The 15,133-nt window shown below is 70.3% G+C and carries 13 protein-coding genes; 2 read left to right on the top strand and 11 right to left on the bottom strand.

What is annotated here, in order from left to right; genetic code table 11:
- Positions 1-20: 20 nt before the first annotated feature.
- Both FHG89_RS16075 and FHG89_RS16070 read right to left on the bottom strand, forming a co-directional pair.
- Positions 21-737 (bottom strand): anti-sigma factor family protein, encoded by a 717-nt coding sequence (locus tag FHG89_RS16075; protein ID WP_139585200.1) that lies wholly within the window; start codon positions 735-737, stop codon positions 21-23.
- Positions 734-1,249 (bottom strand): sigma-70 family RNA polymerase sigma factor, encoded by a 516-nt coding sequence (locus FHG89_RS16070; protein ID WP_139585199.1) that lies wholly within the window; start codon positions 1,247-1,249, stop codon positions 734-736. Before FHG89_RS16070 ends, FHG89_RS16075 begins: the two co-directional genes overlap by 4 nt.
- A gap of 225 nt (positions 1,250-1,474) precedes the next feature.
- Between FHG89_RS16070 and FHG89_RS16065 the strand changes: the two genes are divergently transcribed.
- Positions 1,475-3,601 (top strand): PhoX family protein, encoded by a 2,127-nt coding sequence (locus tag FHG89_RS16065; protein ID WP_139585198.1) that lies wholly within the window; start codon positions 1,475-1,477, stop codon positions 3,599-3,601.
- A gap of 81 nt (positions 3,602-3,682) precedes the next feature.
- Here the strand turns inward: FHG89_RS16065 and FHG89_RS16060 are convergent, their stop codons facing one another.
- Positions 3,683-4,465 carry an IclR family transcriptional regulator gene (locus tag FHG89_RS16060; RefSeq protein WP_139585197.1) on the bottom strand — a complete coding sequence of 261 codons (783 nt, stop codon included), beginning with the start codon at positions 4,463-4,465 and terminating at the stop codon, positions 3,683-3,685.
- A gap of 154 nt (positions 4,466-4,619) precedes the next feature.
- Between FHG89_RS16060 and FHG89_RS16055 the strand changes: the two genes are divergently transcribed.
- Positions 4,620-5,837, top strand: a complete 1,218-nt coding sequence (locus FHG89_RS16055) for an MFS transporter (protein WP_139585196.1) — start codon at positions 4,620-4,622, stop codon at positions 5,835-5,837.
- Here FHG89_RS16055 and FHG89_RS16050 read toward each other — a convergent pair.
- The 8 genes from FHG89_RS16050 to nuoH all read right to left on the bottom strand — a co-directional run bounded on the left by FHG89_RS16050 (position 5,813) and on the right by nuoH (position 15,131).
- Positions 5,813-6,898: a polyprenyl synthetase family protein gene (locus tag FHG89_RS16050; RefSeq protein WP_139585195.1), complete on the bottom strand. Its 1,086-nt coding sequence runs from the start codon at positions 6,896-6,898 to the stop codon at positions 5,813-5,815. The two genes, FHG89_RS16055 and FHG89_RS16050, sit on opposite strands and share 25 nt — an antisense overlap.
- Positions 6,899-6,988: 90 nt before the next feature.
- Positions 6,989-8,542 carry an NADH-quinone oxidoreductase subunit NuoN gene (nuoN, locus tag FHG89_RS16045; protein WP_139585194.1) on the bottom strand — a complete coding sequence of 518 codons (1,554 nt, stop codon included), beginning with the start codon at positions 8,540-8,542 and terminating at the stop codon, positions 6,989-6,991.
- Positions 8,539-10,074, bottom strand: a complete 1,536-nt coding sequence (locus tag FHG89_RS16040; RefSeq protein WP_139585193.1) for an NADH-quinone oxidoreductase subunit M — start codon at positions 10,072-10,074, stop codon at positions 8,539-8,541. Before FHG89_RS16040 ends, nuoN begins: the two co-directional genes overlap by 4 nt.
- A 64-nt stretch (positions 10,075-10,138) precedes the next feature.
- Positions 10,139-12,064, bottom strand: coding sequence for an NADH-quinone oxidoreductase subunit L (gene nuoL / locus FHG89_RS16035; RefSeq protein WP_139585192.1), 1,926 nt, complete (start codon positions 12,062-12,064; stop codon positions 10,139-10,141).
- A gap of 11 nt (positions 12,065-12,075) precedes the next feature.
- Positions 12,076-12,375: an NADH-quinone oxidoreductase subunit NuoK gene (gene nuoK, locus FHG89_RS16030; RefSeq protein ID WP_030486270.1), complete on the bottom strand. Its 300-nt coding sequence runs from the start codon at positions 12,373-12,375 to the stop codon at positions 12,076-12,078.
- The gene (locus FHG89_RS16025; protein WP_139585191.1) at positions 12,372-13,142 is read right to left on the bottom strand and encodes an NADH-quinone oxidoreductase subunit J; all 771 of its coding nucleotides are present in this window, start codon (positions 13,140-13,142) and stop codon (positions 12,372-12,374) included. The genes nuoK and FHG89_RS16025 overlap by 4 nt, the downstream gene beginning before the upstream one ends.
- Positions 13,139-13,780: an NADH-quinone oxidoreductase subunit NuoI gene (gene nuoI, locus FHG89_RS16020; RefSeq protein ID WP_007454597.1), complete on the bottom strand. Its 642-nt coding sequence runs from the start codon at positions 13,778-13,780 to the stop codon at positions 13,139-13,141. Before nuoI ends, FHG89_RS16025 begins: the two co-directional genes overlap by 4 nt.
- A gap of 1 nt (position 13,781) precedes the next feature.
- Positions 13,782-15,131, bottom strand: a complete 1,350-nt coding sequence (gene nuoH / locus FHG89_RS16015; protein ID WP_425280182.1) for an NADH-quinone oxidoreductase subunit NuoH — start codon at positions 15,129-15,131, stop codon at positions 13,782-13,784.
- Positions 15,132-15,133 lie beyond the last annotated feature (2 nt).

The raw sequence follows: 15,133 nt of genomic DNA, 5'->3' as shown, positions 1-15,133 counted from the left end.
ACGCAGGTGTGGTGCGGGGGTCAGGGGACGTCGTAGGTCAGCAGGGGGGTGCCGTCGGCCCGCTGGAGTTCGACGCTTACCAGCTCCGCGTCGGTGAACCTGGTGGCGCCGGTGAACTGGAGGCTGTCGCCCGGCGCGGCGAGCCAGGAGCCGATCTGTTCACTGGCACCGTTCGGGCCGTGCGCCACCAGCCGGAACGGGTACGCCTTGCCGTAGCTCGTCCGCGGGTCGTACCCGCAGCGCATCGTCACCTCGGTGCCCCACTTCGTGCTGTTCAGCCCAACCTCGGCGTGCACCGGCCCGGCCGTGGCCACCGGCCGCATGGCGACCATCGAGACCCGTACGCCAGGTGTCCCCACCGCGCCCGGAGTGACCGGAGAGCTCGGCCCGCCCCGCAACGCCGTCACCGTGCCGACGCCCACCACAAGCGCCATCGTGGCCGCGACCAGCCCCGTCACGGCGTACCCCCGGCGGTTGGACCACCGCTCGCGGCGCCGGCGGGCGCGGGCCTCCTCGAGCAGCGCGGGCACCCGGGGCGGGGTCGGGGGCGGAAGGAACTGCTCCAGCCCGGACGGGTCGAGGCGGCCGAGCAGTCCGGGCAGGACGGCGATCTCGGCGACCGCGTCCCGGCACTCGGCGCAGCTGGAGAGGTGCCGCTCGTAGGCGGCCCGCTCGGCGGGGGCCAGGGCGCCCAGCACGTACGCGCCGTCGTCGTGCGCGAACTCGCACCGGGTCATCCCGTCACTCCCATCTCAGCCAGGACCAACCGTAGTGACCGCAGCGCGTAGTGGGTGCGGGACTTCACGGTGCCCGGTGGCACACCCAGCCGCGACGCCGCCTCGGCCACCGACCGTCCCTGGTAGAAGCACTCGACCAGCACCTCCCGGTGGGTCGGGCTGAGCCGGTTCAACGCCTCGGCGACGGTCCACGCCTCCACCGCGCGTTCGGCCTCGTCGACGACCTCGGGCGGCTCCGGCATCTCGTCGGTGAACACCTCGCCGACCCGGGTGGATCGGCGACGCCAGGCGTCGATGGCCAGGTTGCGGGCCGTGGTGAAGAGCCAGGCCCGTACCGAACCCCGGCGGGGGTCGAGTGATTCCGGGTGCCGCCAGGCCCGCAGCAGCGTCTCCTGCACCAGGTCCTCGGCGCGCTGCCGGTCGCCGTTGACCAGCCGCAGGGCATGTACGTACAGCGCCTCCGCGTGCTCGTCGTGCAGCGCGCGCAGCAGTTGGGCGTCATGGTCGCTGATGGTGGTCTCCTCGCTTCCGGCGCGCGTCCGGCGGTGCGTCCGCTCGGGAATACGTGCGGTGACGCCGAACGGTTCAGCCCGAGGTCAGACCGGCCGCGGGTCGATACCCGACCGGAGAGGTGTTCACGCCCGGTTCACATTGCGGCCGACGAGCGCTCACCGCGTCCTCCTAGCGTCCGGCTGGTACGCCGCCTGTCGTGCACCGACTCCTTGGAGGCTTCTCCCATGAGCGACCGCCCCCGGCTGCTCCCCCTGTTGACCGGCACGCGTCACGGCACCCGCGACGCCATGACCTGCCTGTACCGCTGTGGAAACGCCTGCGACCACCCGGTCCCGAACACCTCCGACAACGCGTACTTCGGTGACGTGGTGAACGCGGAGGTCTCGCGGCGCGGAGTGGTCCGCGCCGGTGCGGTCGGCGCGCTGGTCCTCGGCTTCGGCGGCGCGGCGGCCGGTGCGCTGGCCGGCGCGGCTCCCGCCGTGGCGGCCCCCACCACCCCGGACGTCCCGGAGGCCTTCGGCTTCGGCCGCCCGAGCACCGGTGTGGGCAACGGCGCGCTGACGTTCAAGCCGATCCCGCCGAACAAGTTGGACACCCTGGTCGTGCCGAACGGCTACGACCACGCCGTGGTGATCAAATGGGGTGACCCGGTGCTGCCGGGCGCTCCGGCGTTCGACGTGCACCACCAGAGCGCCGCCGCCCAGTCCAGGCAGTTCGGCTACAACAACGACTTCGTGGGCGTGCTGCCGCTGGACAAGCAGGGCAGGCGGGCGCTGCTCGTGGTCAACCACGAGTACACCAACGAGGACCTGATGTTCCCGGGCTTCCCGGGCCTCGACGGGCTGTCCGTCGAGCAGTTGCGCACCGCCATGGCGGCGCACGGCATGTCGGTGGTGGAGTTGGAGCGGGTCGCCGGCACCGGGCAGTGGAAGCCTGTCGACAGCGGCCGCCGGCCGTACAACCGGCGGGTCACGGCGCTCAGCACCAGGTTCGACCTGACCGGTCCGGCCGCCGGGTCCGCGTGGCTGAAGACCGCCGCCGACCCCAGGGGTCGTACGGTCGTCGGGACGCTCAACAACTGCGCCGGTGGCGTGACCCCGTGGGGCACGGTGCTCTCCGGTGAGGAGAACTTCAACCAGTACTTCGTCGGCGCCGACGCCGCGCCCGCCGAGCTGAAGCCGAAGCTGGACCGGTACGGCATCAGCACCGCGAGCCGCTACCCCAGCGGCAGCCGCAAGTGGGAGCGGGCGGACGAGCGCTTCGACCTGGCGAAGCACCCCAACGAGGCGCACCGCTTCGGGTGGATCGTCGAGATCGACCCGTTCGACCCGGAGAGCCGCCCGCGTAAGCACACCGCGATGGGCCGGTTCAAGCACGAGGGCGCGAACGTGATCATCGCCCGGGACGGGCACGTGGTCGCGTACATGGGCGACGACGAGCGGTTCGACTACCTGTACAAGTTCGTCTCGGACAAGAAGTTCCTGAAGGGCAACTCCTGGGCGGCCCGGCAGCACAACCTGACGCTGCTGGAGTCCGGCACGCTCTACGTGGCGCAGCTGGAGCAGACCAGCGCCGGCGAGATCGACGGCTCGGGCGCGCTGCCCAGCGACGGCGCGTTCAACGGCCGGGGCCGCTGGATCAAGCTGGTCAGCGGCAACCGGTCGTTCGTCGACGGGATGACGGCCGCCGACGTGCTCACCTTCACCCGGCTCGCAGGTGACAAGGTCGGCGCGACCAAGATGGACCGCCCCGAGGACGTCGAGCCGAGTCAGCTCACCGGCAAGGTGTACGTGGCGCTGACCAACAACACCGACCGTGGCAAGGCCGGCAAGGCCGCGGCCGACGAGGCCAACCCGCGCAACGCCAACAAGCACGGGCAGATCCTGGAGCTGGTGGAGGACCGCAACGACAACACGGCGGAGGCCTTCGCCTGGTCGCTGCCGATCGTCTGCGGTGACCCGACCGACCCGTCGACCTTCTTCGCCGGGTACGACAAGACGAAGGTCTCCCCGATCTCCTGCCCGGACAACGTCGCCTTCGACGCCACCGGCAACCTGTGGATCTCCACCGACGGCAACGCGTTGGGCAGCAACGACGGCCTGTTCGCCACCGCCGTGGAGGGCCCGGAGCGGGGTCACCTCAAGCAGTTCCTGACCGTGCCGATCGGCGCGGAGACCTGCGGCCCGTTCATCACCGGCGACAACCGCTCGGTGTTCGTGGCCGTACAGCACCCGGGTGAGATCACCGGCGCCTCGGTGGAGAACCCGGCGTCGAACTGGCCGGACGGCGACTACGCCAAGCCGGGCGTGGTGGTCACCTGGCGCCTCGACGGCGGCCCGGTGGGCAGCTGACGTTACTCCGGCGGTCCGGCCCTGAACCGCCCCGAAGGGCCCTCTCCCAACCCGGGAGAGGGCCCTTCGGCGTCGTACGGGTCAGTGGTCGGCGGCGATGCCGTCGGCGACGCTGCGGGCGACCGTGAGCAGCTTGGCGCGTACCACCCGGGCCGAGGTCATCATCTCGCTGGCCGGCAACGCGCACGCCAGCACGACGCGGCGTTCCATGTCCTTGTCCGGTGTGACCAGCACCGCCGCGCACGCCACGCCCTGACGGAACTGCCCCAGCTCCAGCTGCATCCCCCGCCGGTCGCCGGCGGCCAGGTCGGCCTCGAACGTCTCGTTGCTGGTCAACGTGGCGCTGGTGAACGGCCGCATGCCGTACTCCCGCAGGTAGCGGAAGCGCTGGTCGGCGGTGAGGGTGGCGAGCAGCGCCTTGCCGAGGGCGGTGGCGTGCGCCCCCTCGTCGAATCCGGGGACCAGGTCCTCCAGGTAGGGCGACCGGTGCCCCTCGGCGACGGCCGTGATGGCCACCTGGCCGCCGACGAAGCGGCCCAGGTAGTGGCTGTAGCCGGTGTCCAGGGCGGCGCGGCGCAGCGCCTCACCGACCGCCGGCGGCCCCCGGAACGCGGTCACCAGCTCGCGGTAGCGGTCGGCCACCTCCAACCCCACGATGTACGTGCCGTCCTCGCGACGGATCACGTAGCCCTCGTAGGCCAGGGTGCGCACCAGGTGGTAGGTGGTGGCGACGGTCAGCTCGCACCGTCGTGCGATCTGCTTGACGGTCAGGCCCTTCGGGGCGCGACCGACCGACTCCAGCACCCGCAGCGCTCTGGAGACGCTGCGGATCAGGTCCGAAGGTTCTGCCAAGGGGTCGCGCACAACCACCTCCGCCGCCGGGGACTTACACCATATGAAATACAGGCCCGGTGCGAAATGCCTGTTCGGGTCGAGGATGCCAGATCACCATCCACACGTTGTGCCCTGACGGTCACGAGGAGTGCGCTGAGTACGTCTCGCGTAGGTTTGCCGGACGATGAACGACACAGCCCTCACCCCGGCCCCCGCCCGCCTCCGGCCCGTCCGGGCCAGCACCGGTGCCGTCGCCACGACAGTGGCCTGCGTCCTGCCCGTCTTCCTGCTCGGTGGCCTCGCCGTGCAGATGGGCGCCGACATCGGCTTCTCCCCGGCCGGCCTGGGCGTGGCCGTGGCCGTCTACTTCGGGGTCAGCGCCCTCGCGTCGGTGCCCTCGGGTCGCCTGGTCGAACGGTACGGACCGGCCGTGGTGGCCCGCTGTGGCATCCTGCTGGCCGCCGGGTCGATGCTGGCCGTGGCGGCGCTCGCCCGGTCGTACCCGGTGCTGGTGGGGTTGCTGGCACTCAGCGCCGCCGCGAACGCCCTCGGTCAACTGGCCAGCAACGCGGCCCTCGCCCAGCACGTCCCGGCCCGCCGGCAGGGCCTGTCGTTCGGCGTCAAGCAGGCGGCCATCCCGGTCTCCACACTGCTGGCCGGCGCGGCGGTGCCCACCGTCGCGCTCACCGCCGGCTGGCGCTGGGCGTTCGTGGTCGCCGCCGGCGCGGCACTGACGACGCTGCCGCTCGTACCCCGGCAGGAGGCCGGCCTCGCCCGCAGGGCCGGCGGTGGGCGCACCGGCCGGGCCACCGGGGCGCTGGTGGTCGTCGGCGCGGCGGCGACGCTGGCCGCCGCTGCGGCCAACGCGCTCGGCACCTTCCTGGTGGACTCCGCCGCCGCCCGAGGTCTGTCCCCGGGCCTGGCCGGCCTCACCCTGACCCTGGGCAGCGCCGTCTGCGTGGTGGCCCGGGTGGGCGCCGGCTGGCTGGCCGACCGCCGCGCCAGCGGCCACGTCGCGCTGATCGCCGCGATGCTTGTGGTCGGCGCGGTCGGTCTGGGACTGCTCGCGCTGACCGGCGCGGTGCCGCTGGTCGCGGGTGTGGTGCTCGGCTTCGGCCTGGGCTGGGCGTGGCCCGGTCTGATGAACTTCGCGGTGGTGCGGCTACACCCGCAGGCACCGGCCACCGCCACGTCGATCACCCAGACCGGGGTGTACGCGGGCGGCTGCCTGGGCCCGCTGACCCTCGGCCCGCTCGCCGCCCACCTCGGCTACCCGGCGATGTGGTCCACGGCGGCGGTGTCCATGCTCCTCGCCGCCGCGCTCATGCTCGTCGGCAGTCGGCTGCTGACCGCCGCCGGAAACGACCGGAGCGGGGATCAGCTGGTGCGGTCGGCGATGTAGTCGCAGAGCGATTCGAGGGCGCGACGCGACGGGCCGGCCGGAAGGGGGGCCAGACGGGCGCGGGCGTCCTCGGCGTAGCTGCGCACGGTCTCCCGTGCCCGCTTGAGCGCCGGGCTCTCCCGGAGCAGCCCCAACGCCTCCGCGTGCAGGGCGTCGTCGGTCAGCGGGCCGGTCGCCAGGATCTCCCGCAGACGCACCGAGGAGGCGTCGGAGTCGTCCGCCGCACGGGCGTAGAGCACCGGCAGCGTCGGAACGCCCTCCCGCAGGTCCGTGCCGGGCGTCTTGCCGGACTGCACCGACTCGGACGCGATGTCCAGCAGGTCGTCGGTGAGCTGGAACGCGACGCCGATCGTCTCGCCGTAGCCGGCGAGGGCCTCGACCTGCTCGGCGGGGGCGCCACCGAACAGGCCGCCGAACCGGACCGACGTGGCGATCAGCGACCCGGTCTTCTCGGCGATCACGCTCAGGTAGTGCGCGACCGGGTCCTCCCCGACGCGCGGACCCACCGTCTCCGCGATCTGACCATGCACCAGGCGGGCGAAGGTACGCGCCTGCAACCGGACCGCCTCGGGGCCCAGATCGGCCGCGATGTCCGCCGCGCGGGCGAAGAGATAGTCGCCGACCAGGATGGCCACCGAGTTGGTCCAGCGGGAGTTCGCGCTCGGCGCACCCCGGCGGACGGCCGCCTCGTCCATCACGTCGTCGTGGTAGAGCGTCGCCAGGTGCGTGAGCTCCATCACCACGGCGGCCGGTACGACCTGCGGGCCGCTCGGATCACCGAACTGGGCGCCCAGCGCCACCAGCAGGGGGCGGAACCGCTTCCCGCCGGCCTCCAGCAGGTGCCGGGCGGCCTCCTCGACGAAGGGGTCGGCGCTCGCCACACTGGCCCGCAGCTCGACCTCCACCGCGTCCAGCAGACCCAGCACGGACGCCTCGACGCGGGGATCGGCGAGATGAAGGCCGAGCGCGCCGAACTGACTCGTACTCGCCCGACCCCGACGACCGCCGGAGCCCGGGGCACCTGAACGCTCGCCAGCCGGATTCACCACGCCATCAACCATGCCACACCCGTTCTACCTGCTCCGGGTTGGGGATACGCACCGGAGGCCGGCACGCGAACGCGTACCGGCCTCCGGTCGTCGAGACTCGCGTCATCGCACGAATTCGGCAGCTCCGGCGGCCAGATCGAGCAGCGGTGCCGGGGCGACACCGAGCACCAGGGTCGCCAGTACGCCGATCATCAGCGCGGCGGAGGTGAGCCCACCGGGCACGGTGACGGTAGGGGTGGACTCGCCCGGCTCGGACAGCCACATCATCACCACGACCCGCAGGTACGGGAACGCCAGCACCATGCTGGTCAGCACGCCGGCGATCACCAGCCAGGCCTGCCCCTCCTCCAGGGCCGGCCCGAAGATCGCAAACTTGCTGGTGAAGCCGCTGGTCAGCGGGATACCCGCGAAGGCCAGCAGGATGAACGTGAACAGCCCGGCGAAGAACGGCGACCGCCGGCCCAGCCCGGCCCACCGGGACAGGTGCGTGGCTTCCCCGTCGGCGTCGCGCACCAGCGTCACCACAGCGAACGCGGCAAGCACCGAGAACCCGTAGGCGACCAGGTAGAACATCGTGCCGGACAGCCCGTCCCTGCTCGGCGCCAGCACACCGACCAGCAGGTAGCCGGCGTTGGCGATCGAGGAGTACGCGAGCAGCCGCTTGATGTCGGTCTGGGTGACCGCGAGCACCGCGCCGACAAGCATGGTCAGGACCGCGATCGCGCCGAGCACCGGCGTGAAGTCCCAGCTGGCGTCGACGAACGCGACGTGGAAGACACGCAGCAGCGCGCCGAACGCGGCGACCTTCGTACAGGCCGCCATGAAGCCGGTGACCGGGGTCGGCGCGCCCTGGTAGACGTCCGGGGTCCACACGTGGAACGGGGCCGCCGCCGCTTTGAAGAGCAGACCGATGGAGAGCAACGCCATGCCGGCGAAGAGCAGCACCGGGCTGGCCGGCGACTCGGTCACCGCCGCGTTGATGGTGGCGAAGTCGACGCCCGCCGTCCGACCCGGCATCCCGGCGGTGAACCCGTAGATCAGGGCCACCCCGAACAGGAAGAACGCCGACGCGTACGCGCCGAGCAGGAAGTACTTCATCGCCGCCTCCTGGCTCAGCAGACGCCGGCGACGGGCCAGCGCGCAGAGCAGGTACAGCGGCAGGGAGAAGACCTCCAGGGCGATGAACATGGTCAGCAGGTCGTTCGCCGCCACGAAGATCAGCATGCCGCCGATCGCGAACGTGACGAGCGGGTACACCTCGGTGAGTCCGTTGCGCCCCTCGGCCTGCCGCCGGTCGTCGGCCGACTCGGCGGTCACCGCCGCCTGGGCGACGAACGCGCCGCCCCGCTCCACCGAGCGGTCACCGATCAGCAGCAGCGCCATCGCGGCAAGCACGAGGATCGCGCCCTGGAGGAAGAGCGTCGGCCCGTCCACCGCGAGCGCCTGACCGGCGGTGATGATCCGGTCGTCGGCGTTGAAGACCACCATGGTCAGCGCGGCGAGCACCGCCAGCAGGGCCAGCGTCAGCTGCACCACGTGCCGCGAACGCCGGGGAACGAAGGCCTCGACCAGCACACCGAGCAACGCGGTGCCCAGCATGATCAGGATCGGGGCGAGCGCCGCGTAGTCCAGCGACGGCAGTTTCAACTCGGTCACTTTGCCGCCTCCTGGACGGTGCCGCCCACGGACGGCGCCGGGTCGGTTCTGCCGATGTCGTCCATGGTCGCCTGGACGGCCGGGTTGATCACGTCGGTGACCGGCTTGGGATAGAAGCCGAGCAGCACGATCAGCGCGATCAGTGGAGCGACCACGAACTTCTCGCGCAGGTTGAGGTCCTTGCGCATCCCGTCGACCTCGGTGAGAGCCGGGTTCAGCGTGCCCTGCGTGGTGCGCTGCACCATCCACAGCACGTACGCCGCCGCCAGGATGATGCCGAGCGTGGCGATGACCGCCACCGGCTTGTTCACCGTGAACGTGCCGATCAGCACCAGGAACTCGGAGATGAACGGCGCGGTGCCGGGCAGCGCGAGCGAGGCGAGACCGGCGAAGAACAGCACACCGGCGAGCACCGGGACCAGCTTGCCCGCTCCACCGAAGTCGCTGATCAGCGCCGAACCACGCCGGGCGATCAGCATGCCCACCACCAGGAAGAGCAGCCCGGTGGCCAGGCCGTGGTTGAGCATGTAGAGCACCGCGCCCGTACCGGCCTGCGTGGTGAACGCGAAGATGCCCACCCCGATGAAACCGAAGTGCGCGATCGAGGTGTACGACACCAGCCGCTTGAGGTCGTTCTGACCGACCGCCAGCAGCGCGGCGTACACGATGCCGATCACGCCCAGCGCCAGCGCCCACGGCGCGAACCACTTCGACGCCTCGGGGAACAGCGGCAGGCAGTAGCGCAGGATGCCGAACGTGCCGACCTTGTCCAGCACGCCGACGAGCAGAGCCGCGGCGCCCGCCGGGGCGGCGCCACCGGCGTCGGGCAGCCAGGTGTGGAAGGGGAAGAACGGCGCCTTGATGGCGAACGCGAGGAAGAAGCCGAGGAACAGCCAACGCTCGGTGCCGGTGCTGATGTCGACCTGCGACAGCGCCTGCCAGTCGAACGTCTTCCCGCCGACCACCCACAGGCCGATCACCGCGGCCAGCATGAACAGACCGCCGACGAGCGAGTAGAGGAAGAACTTCACCGCCGCGTACTGCCGCTGGTGGCCGCCGTAGCTGCCGATGAGGAAGTACATCGGGACCAGCATGACCTCGAAGAACACGTAGAACAGGAAGACGTCGGCGGCCGCGAAGACGCCGATCATCGTGCATTCGAGGACCAGCAGCAGCGCGAAGTAGACAGGCACCGACCGCTTCGACGACTCGGCGTCGTGCCAGGACGCCAGGATCACCAGCGGCACCAGCACCGCGATCAGCATCAGCATCACCAGCGCGATGCCGTCGGCGGCGAAGGTGAAGCTGACACCCCAGTTCGGGATCCACGAGTACGACTCGCGGAACTGGAACCGGTCACCACCGGCGTTGAAGCTGACCCACATCACCACCGACAGCACCAGCACGAGCAGTGACCAGGCGAAGGCCACCTGCTTGGCCAGCTCCGGCCGGTGGCGCGGCAGGAAGGCCACCACCAGGGCGCCCACCAGTGGCGCCACCGTGAGCACCGAGAGGAACGGGAAGTTGGACATTATGCGGCCTTACCTCCGTCGTGGATGCGTAGTCCGCCGGCGGGGGCGGCCGGAAAGAGGTCGATCACGCCAACCACCCCGCCTGCACCGCCAGGAACGCCGCCATCACCAGCAGCGCACCGGCCAGGATCGAGGTGGCGTACGAGCGGACGAAGCCGGTCTGCATCCGCCGGAGCCGGCCCGATCCACCGCCGACCGCGGCGGCGAGCCCGTTGACCAGCCCGTCGATGCCCCGGTTGTCGAGGAAGACAAGCGCCCGGGTGAGGAAGATGCCCGGCTTCTCGAAGACCGCTTCGTTCACCGCGTCGGTGTAGAGATTGCGCCGGGCGGCGGTGACCAGCACACCGGCCGGCTGCGGCGCGGTGGCCGTACCGGCCCGGAACAGGAACCAGGCCAGCCCGGCGCCGAGCACGGTGACCAGCAGCGACAGCGTGGTGATCACGGCGTGCGAGAGGACCGCCTCGTGCTCGGCGTGCTCGCTGCCGAGTCCGGCGGTCGCCGTCAGCCAGTCCGGAACGGACGTGGAGAGCAGGAAACCGGCGCCGACCGAGCCGACCGCCAGCAGAATCAGCGGGATGGTCATCAGCTTCGGCGACTCGTGCGGGTGCTCGATGTCCTCGGTCCACCGCTTCGGGCCGTGGAAGGTCAGCACGAACAGCCGGGTCATGTAGAACGCGGTAAGCCCGGCGCCGAGCAGCGCCGCGCCGCCGAAGAGCCAGGCGGTCCAGTCCTCCCGCTCGAAGGCGGCCACGATGATCGGCTCCTTGGAGAAGAAGCCGGAGAACGGGAACATGCCGATGATGGCGAGCCAGCCCATCATGAAGGTCAGCCAGGTGATCTTCATGTGCTTGGAGAGCCCACCGAAGCGGCGGATGTCGACCTGGTCCTTCATGCCGTGCATGACCGAGCCGGCGCCCAGGAACATGTTGGCCTTGAAGAAGCCGTGCGCCAGCAGGTGGACGATGGCCAGCGCGTACGCCCCACCGCCCAGGCCGACGCCGAGGAACATGTAGCCGATCTGGCTCACCGTCGACCAGGCGAGCACCCGCTTGATGTCGTCCTTGGCCGCGCCGATGATGCAGCCCATCAGCAGGGTGAGCGCGCCGACGCTGACCACCACGAGCTGGAGCGTCGAGTTCGCGGAGAAGATCGGGTTGGAGCGGGCGATCAGGTAGACGCCCGCGGTGACCATTGTCGCGGCGTGGATGAGCGCCGACACCGGGGTCGGGCCCTCCATGGCGTCCGGCAGCCACGCCTGCAGTGGGAACTGGCCGGACTTGCCGGCCGCGCCGAGCAGCAGCAACAGGCCGAGCACCAGCACCGTGGTGGCGGTCAGCCCGCCGACGCCGCTGAACACCTCGTCGTACTGGGTGGTGCCCAGCGTGGCGAACATGATGAAGATGCCGACGGCCAGACCGGCGTCGCCGACCCGGTTCATCAGGAACGCCTTCTTGCCGGCGGTGGCCGCGCTCGGCCGCCCGTACCAGAAGGAGATCAGCAGGTACGACGCCAGACCGACGCCCTCCCAGCCGAAGTACAGCATCACGTAGTTGTTGCCGAGCACCAGCAGCAGCATGGCCGCGACGAACAGGTTGAAGTACGCGAAGAACCGGCGGCGGCCCCCGTCGTGCGCCATGTACTCCACCGCGTACAGGTGGATCAGGAAACCCACCCCGGTGATCAGCAGCACGAAGACCGCGGCGAGCGGGTCGAACAGCAGGCCGAAGTCGACGCGGAGGTCACCGACCGCGATGAAGTCCCAGAGGCTCAGCTCGACCGACTTGTTCTCCAGGCCACGCAGCTGGAAGAAGAAGGCCAGGCCGAGCACGAAAGCGGCACCGATGGCGGCGACGCCCAACCAGTGCCCCCAGCGGTCGGCCCGACGGCCGAGCAGCAGCAGGATGGCCGCGCTGACCAGCGGGATCGCCACCAGCAGCCAGACGCTGCCGAGCAAGCCCGTGGCACCGGCGTACTGCACAGTCTCTTCCACTTGCTTGCCCCTTAGTACTTGAGCAGGTTGGCGTCGTCGACGCTCGCGGAGCGTCGAGTACGGAAGATCGACATGATGATCGCGAGCCCGACCACGACCTCGGCCGCGGCCACCACCATCACGAAGAACGCCATGATCTGACCGTTGAGGTCACCGTTGATCCGGCTGAAGGTGACAAGCGTCAGATTGGCCGCGTTGAGCATCAGCTCCACGCACATGAAGAGCACTATCGCGTTGCGCCGGACGAGCACCCCGGCGGCGCCGATGGTGAACAGCACCGCAGCGAGGACCAGGTAGTAGTCGGGCGTCATTGGTCCGTCCCCTTCAGCGTGGTCTCCTGCGCGGTCAGCTCCCGCACCGGCAGGATGTCCGGCGTGCTCCGCTCGGTGAGCCGGCCGTCCGGCAGCCGCGCCGGGGTGGCCACCGAGGATGAGGTCGCGAAGACGCCGGGGCCCGGCTTGGGGCCGGGGTAGTTGCCCGGTGCGAAGCGGGCCTTCATTGTCGACGGCTGGTCGACCTTGTCCTGCTTGCGCCGCTCGATGTGCGCGAGCACCATCGCGCCGACCGCCGCGGTGATGAGCAGCGCCGAGGTCAGCTCGAACGCGAAGACGTACTTGGTGAAGAGCAGCCGGGCGATGCCCTGCATGTTGCCCTCCGCGTTGGCCTGCTCCAGGCCGACCGCGGTGGTGCCCTCCAGCGCCCGGTAGAGCGCCCCGCCGACCAGGCCGGCGAAGCCCAGCCCGAGCACGATCGCGGCGACCCGCTGGCCGCGCAGCGTCTCGATAAGCGAGTCCGTGGAGTCCCGGCCGACAAGCATCAGCACGAACAGGAAGAGCATCATGATCGCGCCGGTGTAGACGATGATCTGCACCATGCCGATGAACGGCCCGGCCTGGAGCACGTAGAACACGCCCAGGCAGAGCATGGTGAGCACCAGCCAGAGCGCCGAGTGCACCGCGTTGCGGGCGGCCACCATCCCGATCGCGCCGATCAGGGCGAGCGGCGCGAGGATCCAGAAGGTGACCTCCTCACCGCCGGACACCCCACCCGCCGCGGCCAGCACCGTAGACGTGGTCATGCTCCCTCTCCCTTGCCGGCCGCCGCGCGCTGGGCGGCCTGCTCGGCACCCGGGAATGTCACACCGGGGTGCTCCTCGACCTGGTAGCGGCCGGGGCCCATCGGGGACGTCTCGGCACCGGCGGAGGTGCCCGGGTTGTCGAGCGCGCCGACGTAGTAGTCCTTCTCGCTGTCGCCCAGGCGCATCGGGTGCGGCGGCTGCTCCATGCCCTCGAGCAGCGGCGCGAGCAGCTGCTCCTTCGTGAAGATCAGGTCCTGCCGGTTGTCCCGGGCCAGCTCGTACTCGTTGCTCATGGTCAGCGATCGGGTCGGGCAGGCCTCGATGCACAGCCCACAGAAGATGCACCGCGCGTAGTTGATCTGGTAGGTGCTGGCGTACCGCTCACCCGGCGAGAAGCGCTGCTCGTCGGTGTTGTCGCCGCCCTCGACGTAGATCGCGTCCGCCGGGCAGGCCCAGGCGCACAGCTCGCAGCCGATGCACTTCTCCAGGCCGTCCGGGTGCCGGTTGAGGATGTGCCGCCCGTGGTAGCGCGGCGCCGACACCGGCGGCTTGAACGGGTAGTCGGTCGTGACGACCTTCCTGAACATGTGCGAGAAGGTGACACCGAATCCCTTGAACGTTCCGGTGATCGCGCCCACGTCACACCTCCCTGGAGTCCGAGCCGGCGACGATGTTGGCCGGCTCCCGCTCGGCGACCACGCGCGTGATACGCGGGCTCGGTGGTACCTGTAGATCCATCGGTGGCAGCGGGAAGCTCCCGTACGGCCGGTTGTCGACCTGTTCCTGCGTGGTCGGCTTTGGCTGCGGCCGGCGGTTGGGCCAGAACAGCGTGGCGATCAGCAGCACGCCGGCCGGGATGCCGACCGCGATGAGCTTGCTGCGCGAGTCCCAGTCCTCGATGGAGCGCAGGCCCGACAGGACCAGGATCCACACCAGGTTGATCGGCAGCAGCACCTTCCAGCCGAAGCGCATGAACTGGTCGTAGCGCAGCCGGGGCAGCGTGCCCCGCAGCCACACGAACACGAAGACCAGCGCGATCACCTTGCCGAAGAACCACAGCATCGGCCACCAACCGGAGTTGGCGCCCTCCCACAGGGTGATCGGCCAGGGCGCCCGCCAACCGCCGAGGAACAGCGTGGTGGTGACCGCGGACATGGTCACCATCGCGACGTACTCGCTGAGCATGAAGAGCGCGAACTTCAGCGAGCTGTACTCGGTCATGAAGCCGGCGACCAGCTCGGACTCGGCCTCGGGCAGGTCGAACGGCGCCCGGTTGGTCTCACCCACGGTGGCGATGAAGAAGATGATGAAGCTGGGCAGCAGCAGGATCGCGTACCAGCCCGGCGCCGGCAGGTCGAACCCGCCGATGCTGAGCTGCGTCCCGTGGGCCTGCTTGGCGACGATCCCGCTGGTGCTCATCGTGCCGGCGGTCATGAAGACCGCCACGATGCTCAGACCCATCGCGACCTCGTACGAGATCATCTGGGCGCTGGACCGCAGACCGCCGAGCAGCGGGTACGTCGAGCCGGAGGCCCAGCCGCCCAGCACGATGCCGTAGACGCCCATCGAGGAGCAGGCCAGCAGCAGCAGCACCGCCACCGGCACGTCGGTGACCTGCAACGGCGTGTGGTGGCCGGCGATGCTCACCATCGGGCCGAACGGCACCACCGACAGCGCGGTGACCGCGCAGATCACCGAGATGGTCGGGGCGAAGAAGTAGACGACCTTGTCGGCCGCCTTCGGCAGGATGTCCTCCTTGAAGGCCATCTTGAGGCCGTCGGCGAGGGTCTGCAGCAGACCGAACGGGCCGACCTGGTTGGGGCCGGGCCGCACCTGCATGTAGCCCACCACGCGCCGCTCGAACCAGACGCCGAGCAGGGTGGCCAGCAGACCGAAGGCGAACGCAAAGACGATCTTGCCAAGGACCAGCCACCACGGATCCCGACCGAAGTCGGCAAGCGTCGGGTCCTGGGCGAGGCGGAGAGTCACAA

It is taken from the genome of Micromonospora orduensis, assembly GCF_006228125.1.
GTDB lineage: Bacteria > Actinomycetota > Actinomycetes > Mycobacteriales > Micromonosporaceae > Micromonospora > Micromonospora orduensis.
This window is presented reverse-complemented; position numbering and strand designations above follow the sequence as displayed.

Bases quoted from the DNA above. Each gene is read 5' to 3' on its own strand.
- FHG89_RS16050 (WP_139585195.1), bottom strand. From the start codon at position 6,898: ATGGTTGATGGCGTGGTGAATCCGGCTGGCGAGCGTTCAGGTGCCCCG.
- FHG89_RS16025 (WP_139585191.1), bottom strand. From the start codon at position 13,142: ATGACCACGTCTACGGTGCTGGCCGCGGCGGGTGGGGTGTCCGGCGGT.
- FHG89_RS16065 (WP_139585198.1), top strand. From the start codon at position 1,475: ATGAGCGACCGCCCCCGGCTGCTCCCCCTGTTGACCGGCACGCGTCAC.
- FHG89_RS16055 (WP_139585196.1), top strand. From the start codon at position 4,620: ATGAACGACACAGCCCTCACCCCGGCCCCCGCCCGCCTCCGGCCCGTC.
- nuoK (WP_030486270.1), bottom strand. From the start codon at position 12,375: ATGACGCCCGACTACTACCTGGTCCTCGCTGCGGTGCTGTTCACCATC.
- FHG89_RS16075 (WP_139585200.1), bottom strand. From the start codon at position 737: ATGACCCGGTGCGAGTTCGCGCACGACGACGGCGCGTACGTGCTGGGC.
- FHG89_RS16040 (WP_139585193.1), bottom strand. From the start codon at position 10,074: ATGTCCAACTTCCCGTTCCTCTCGGTGCTCACGGTGGCGCCACTGGTG.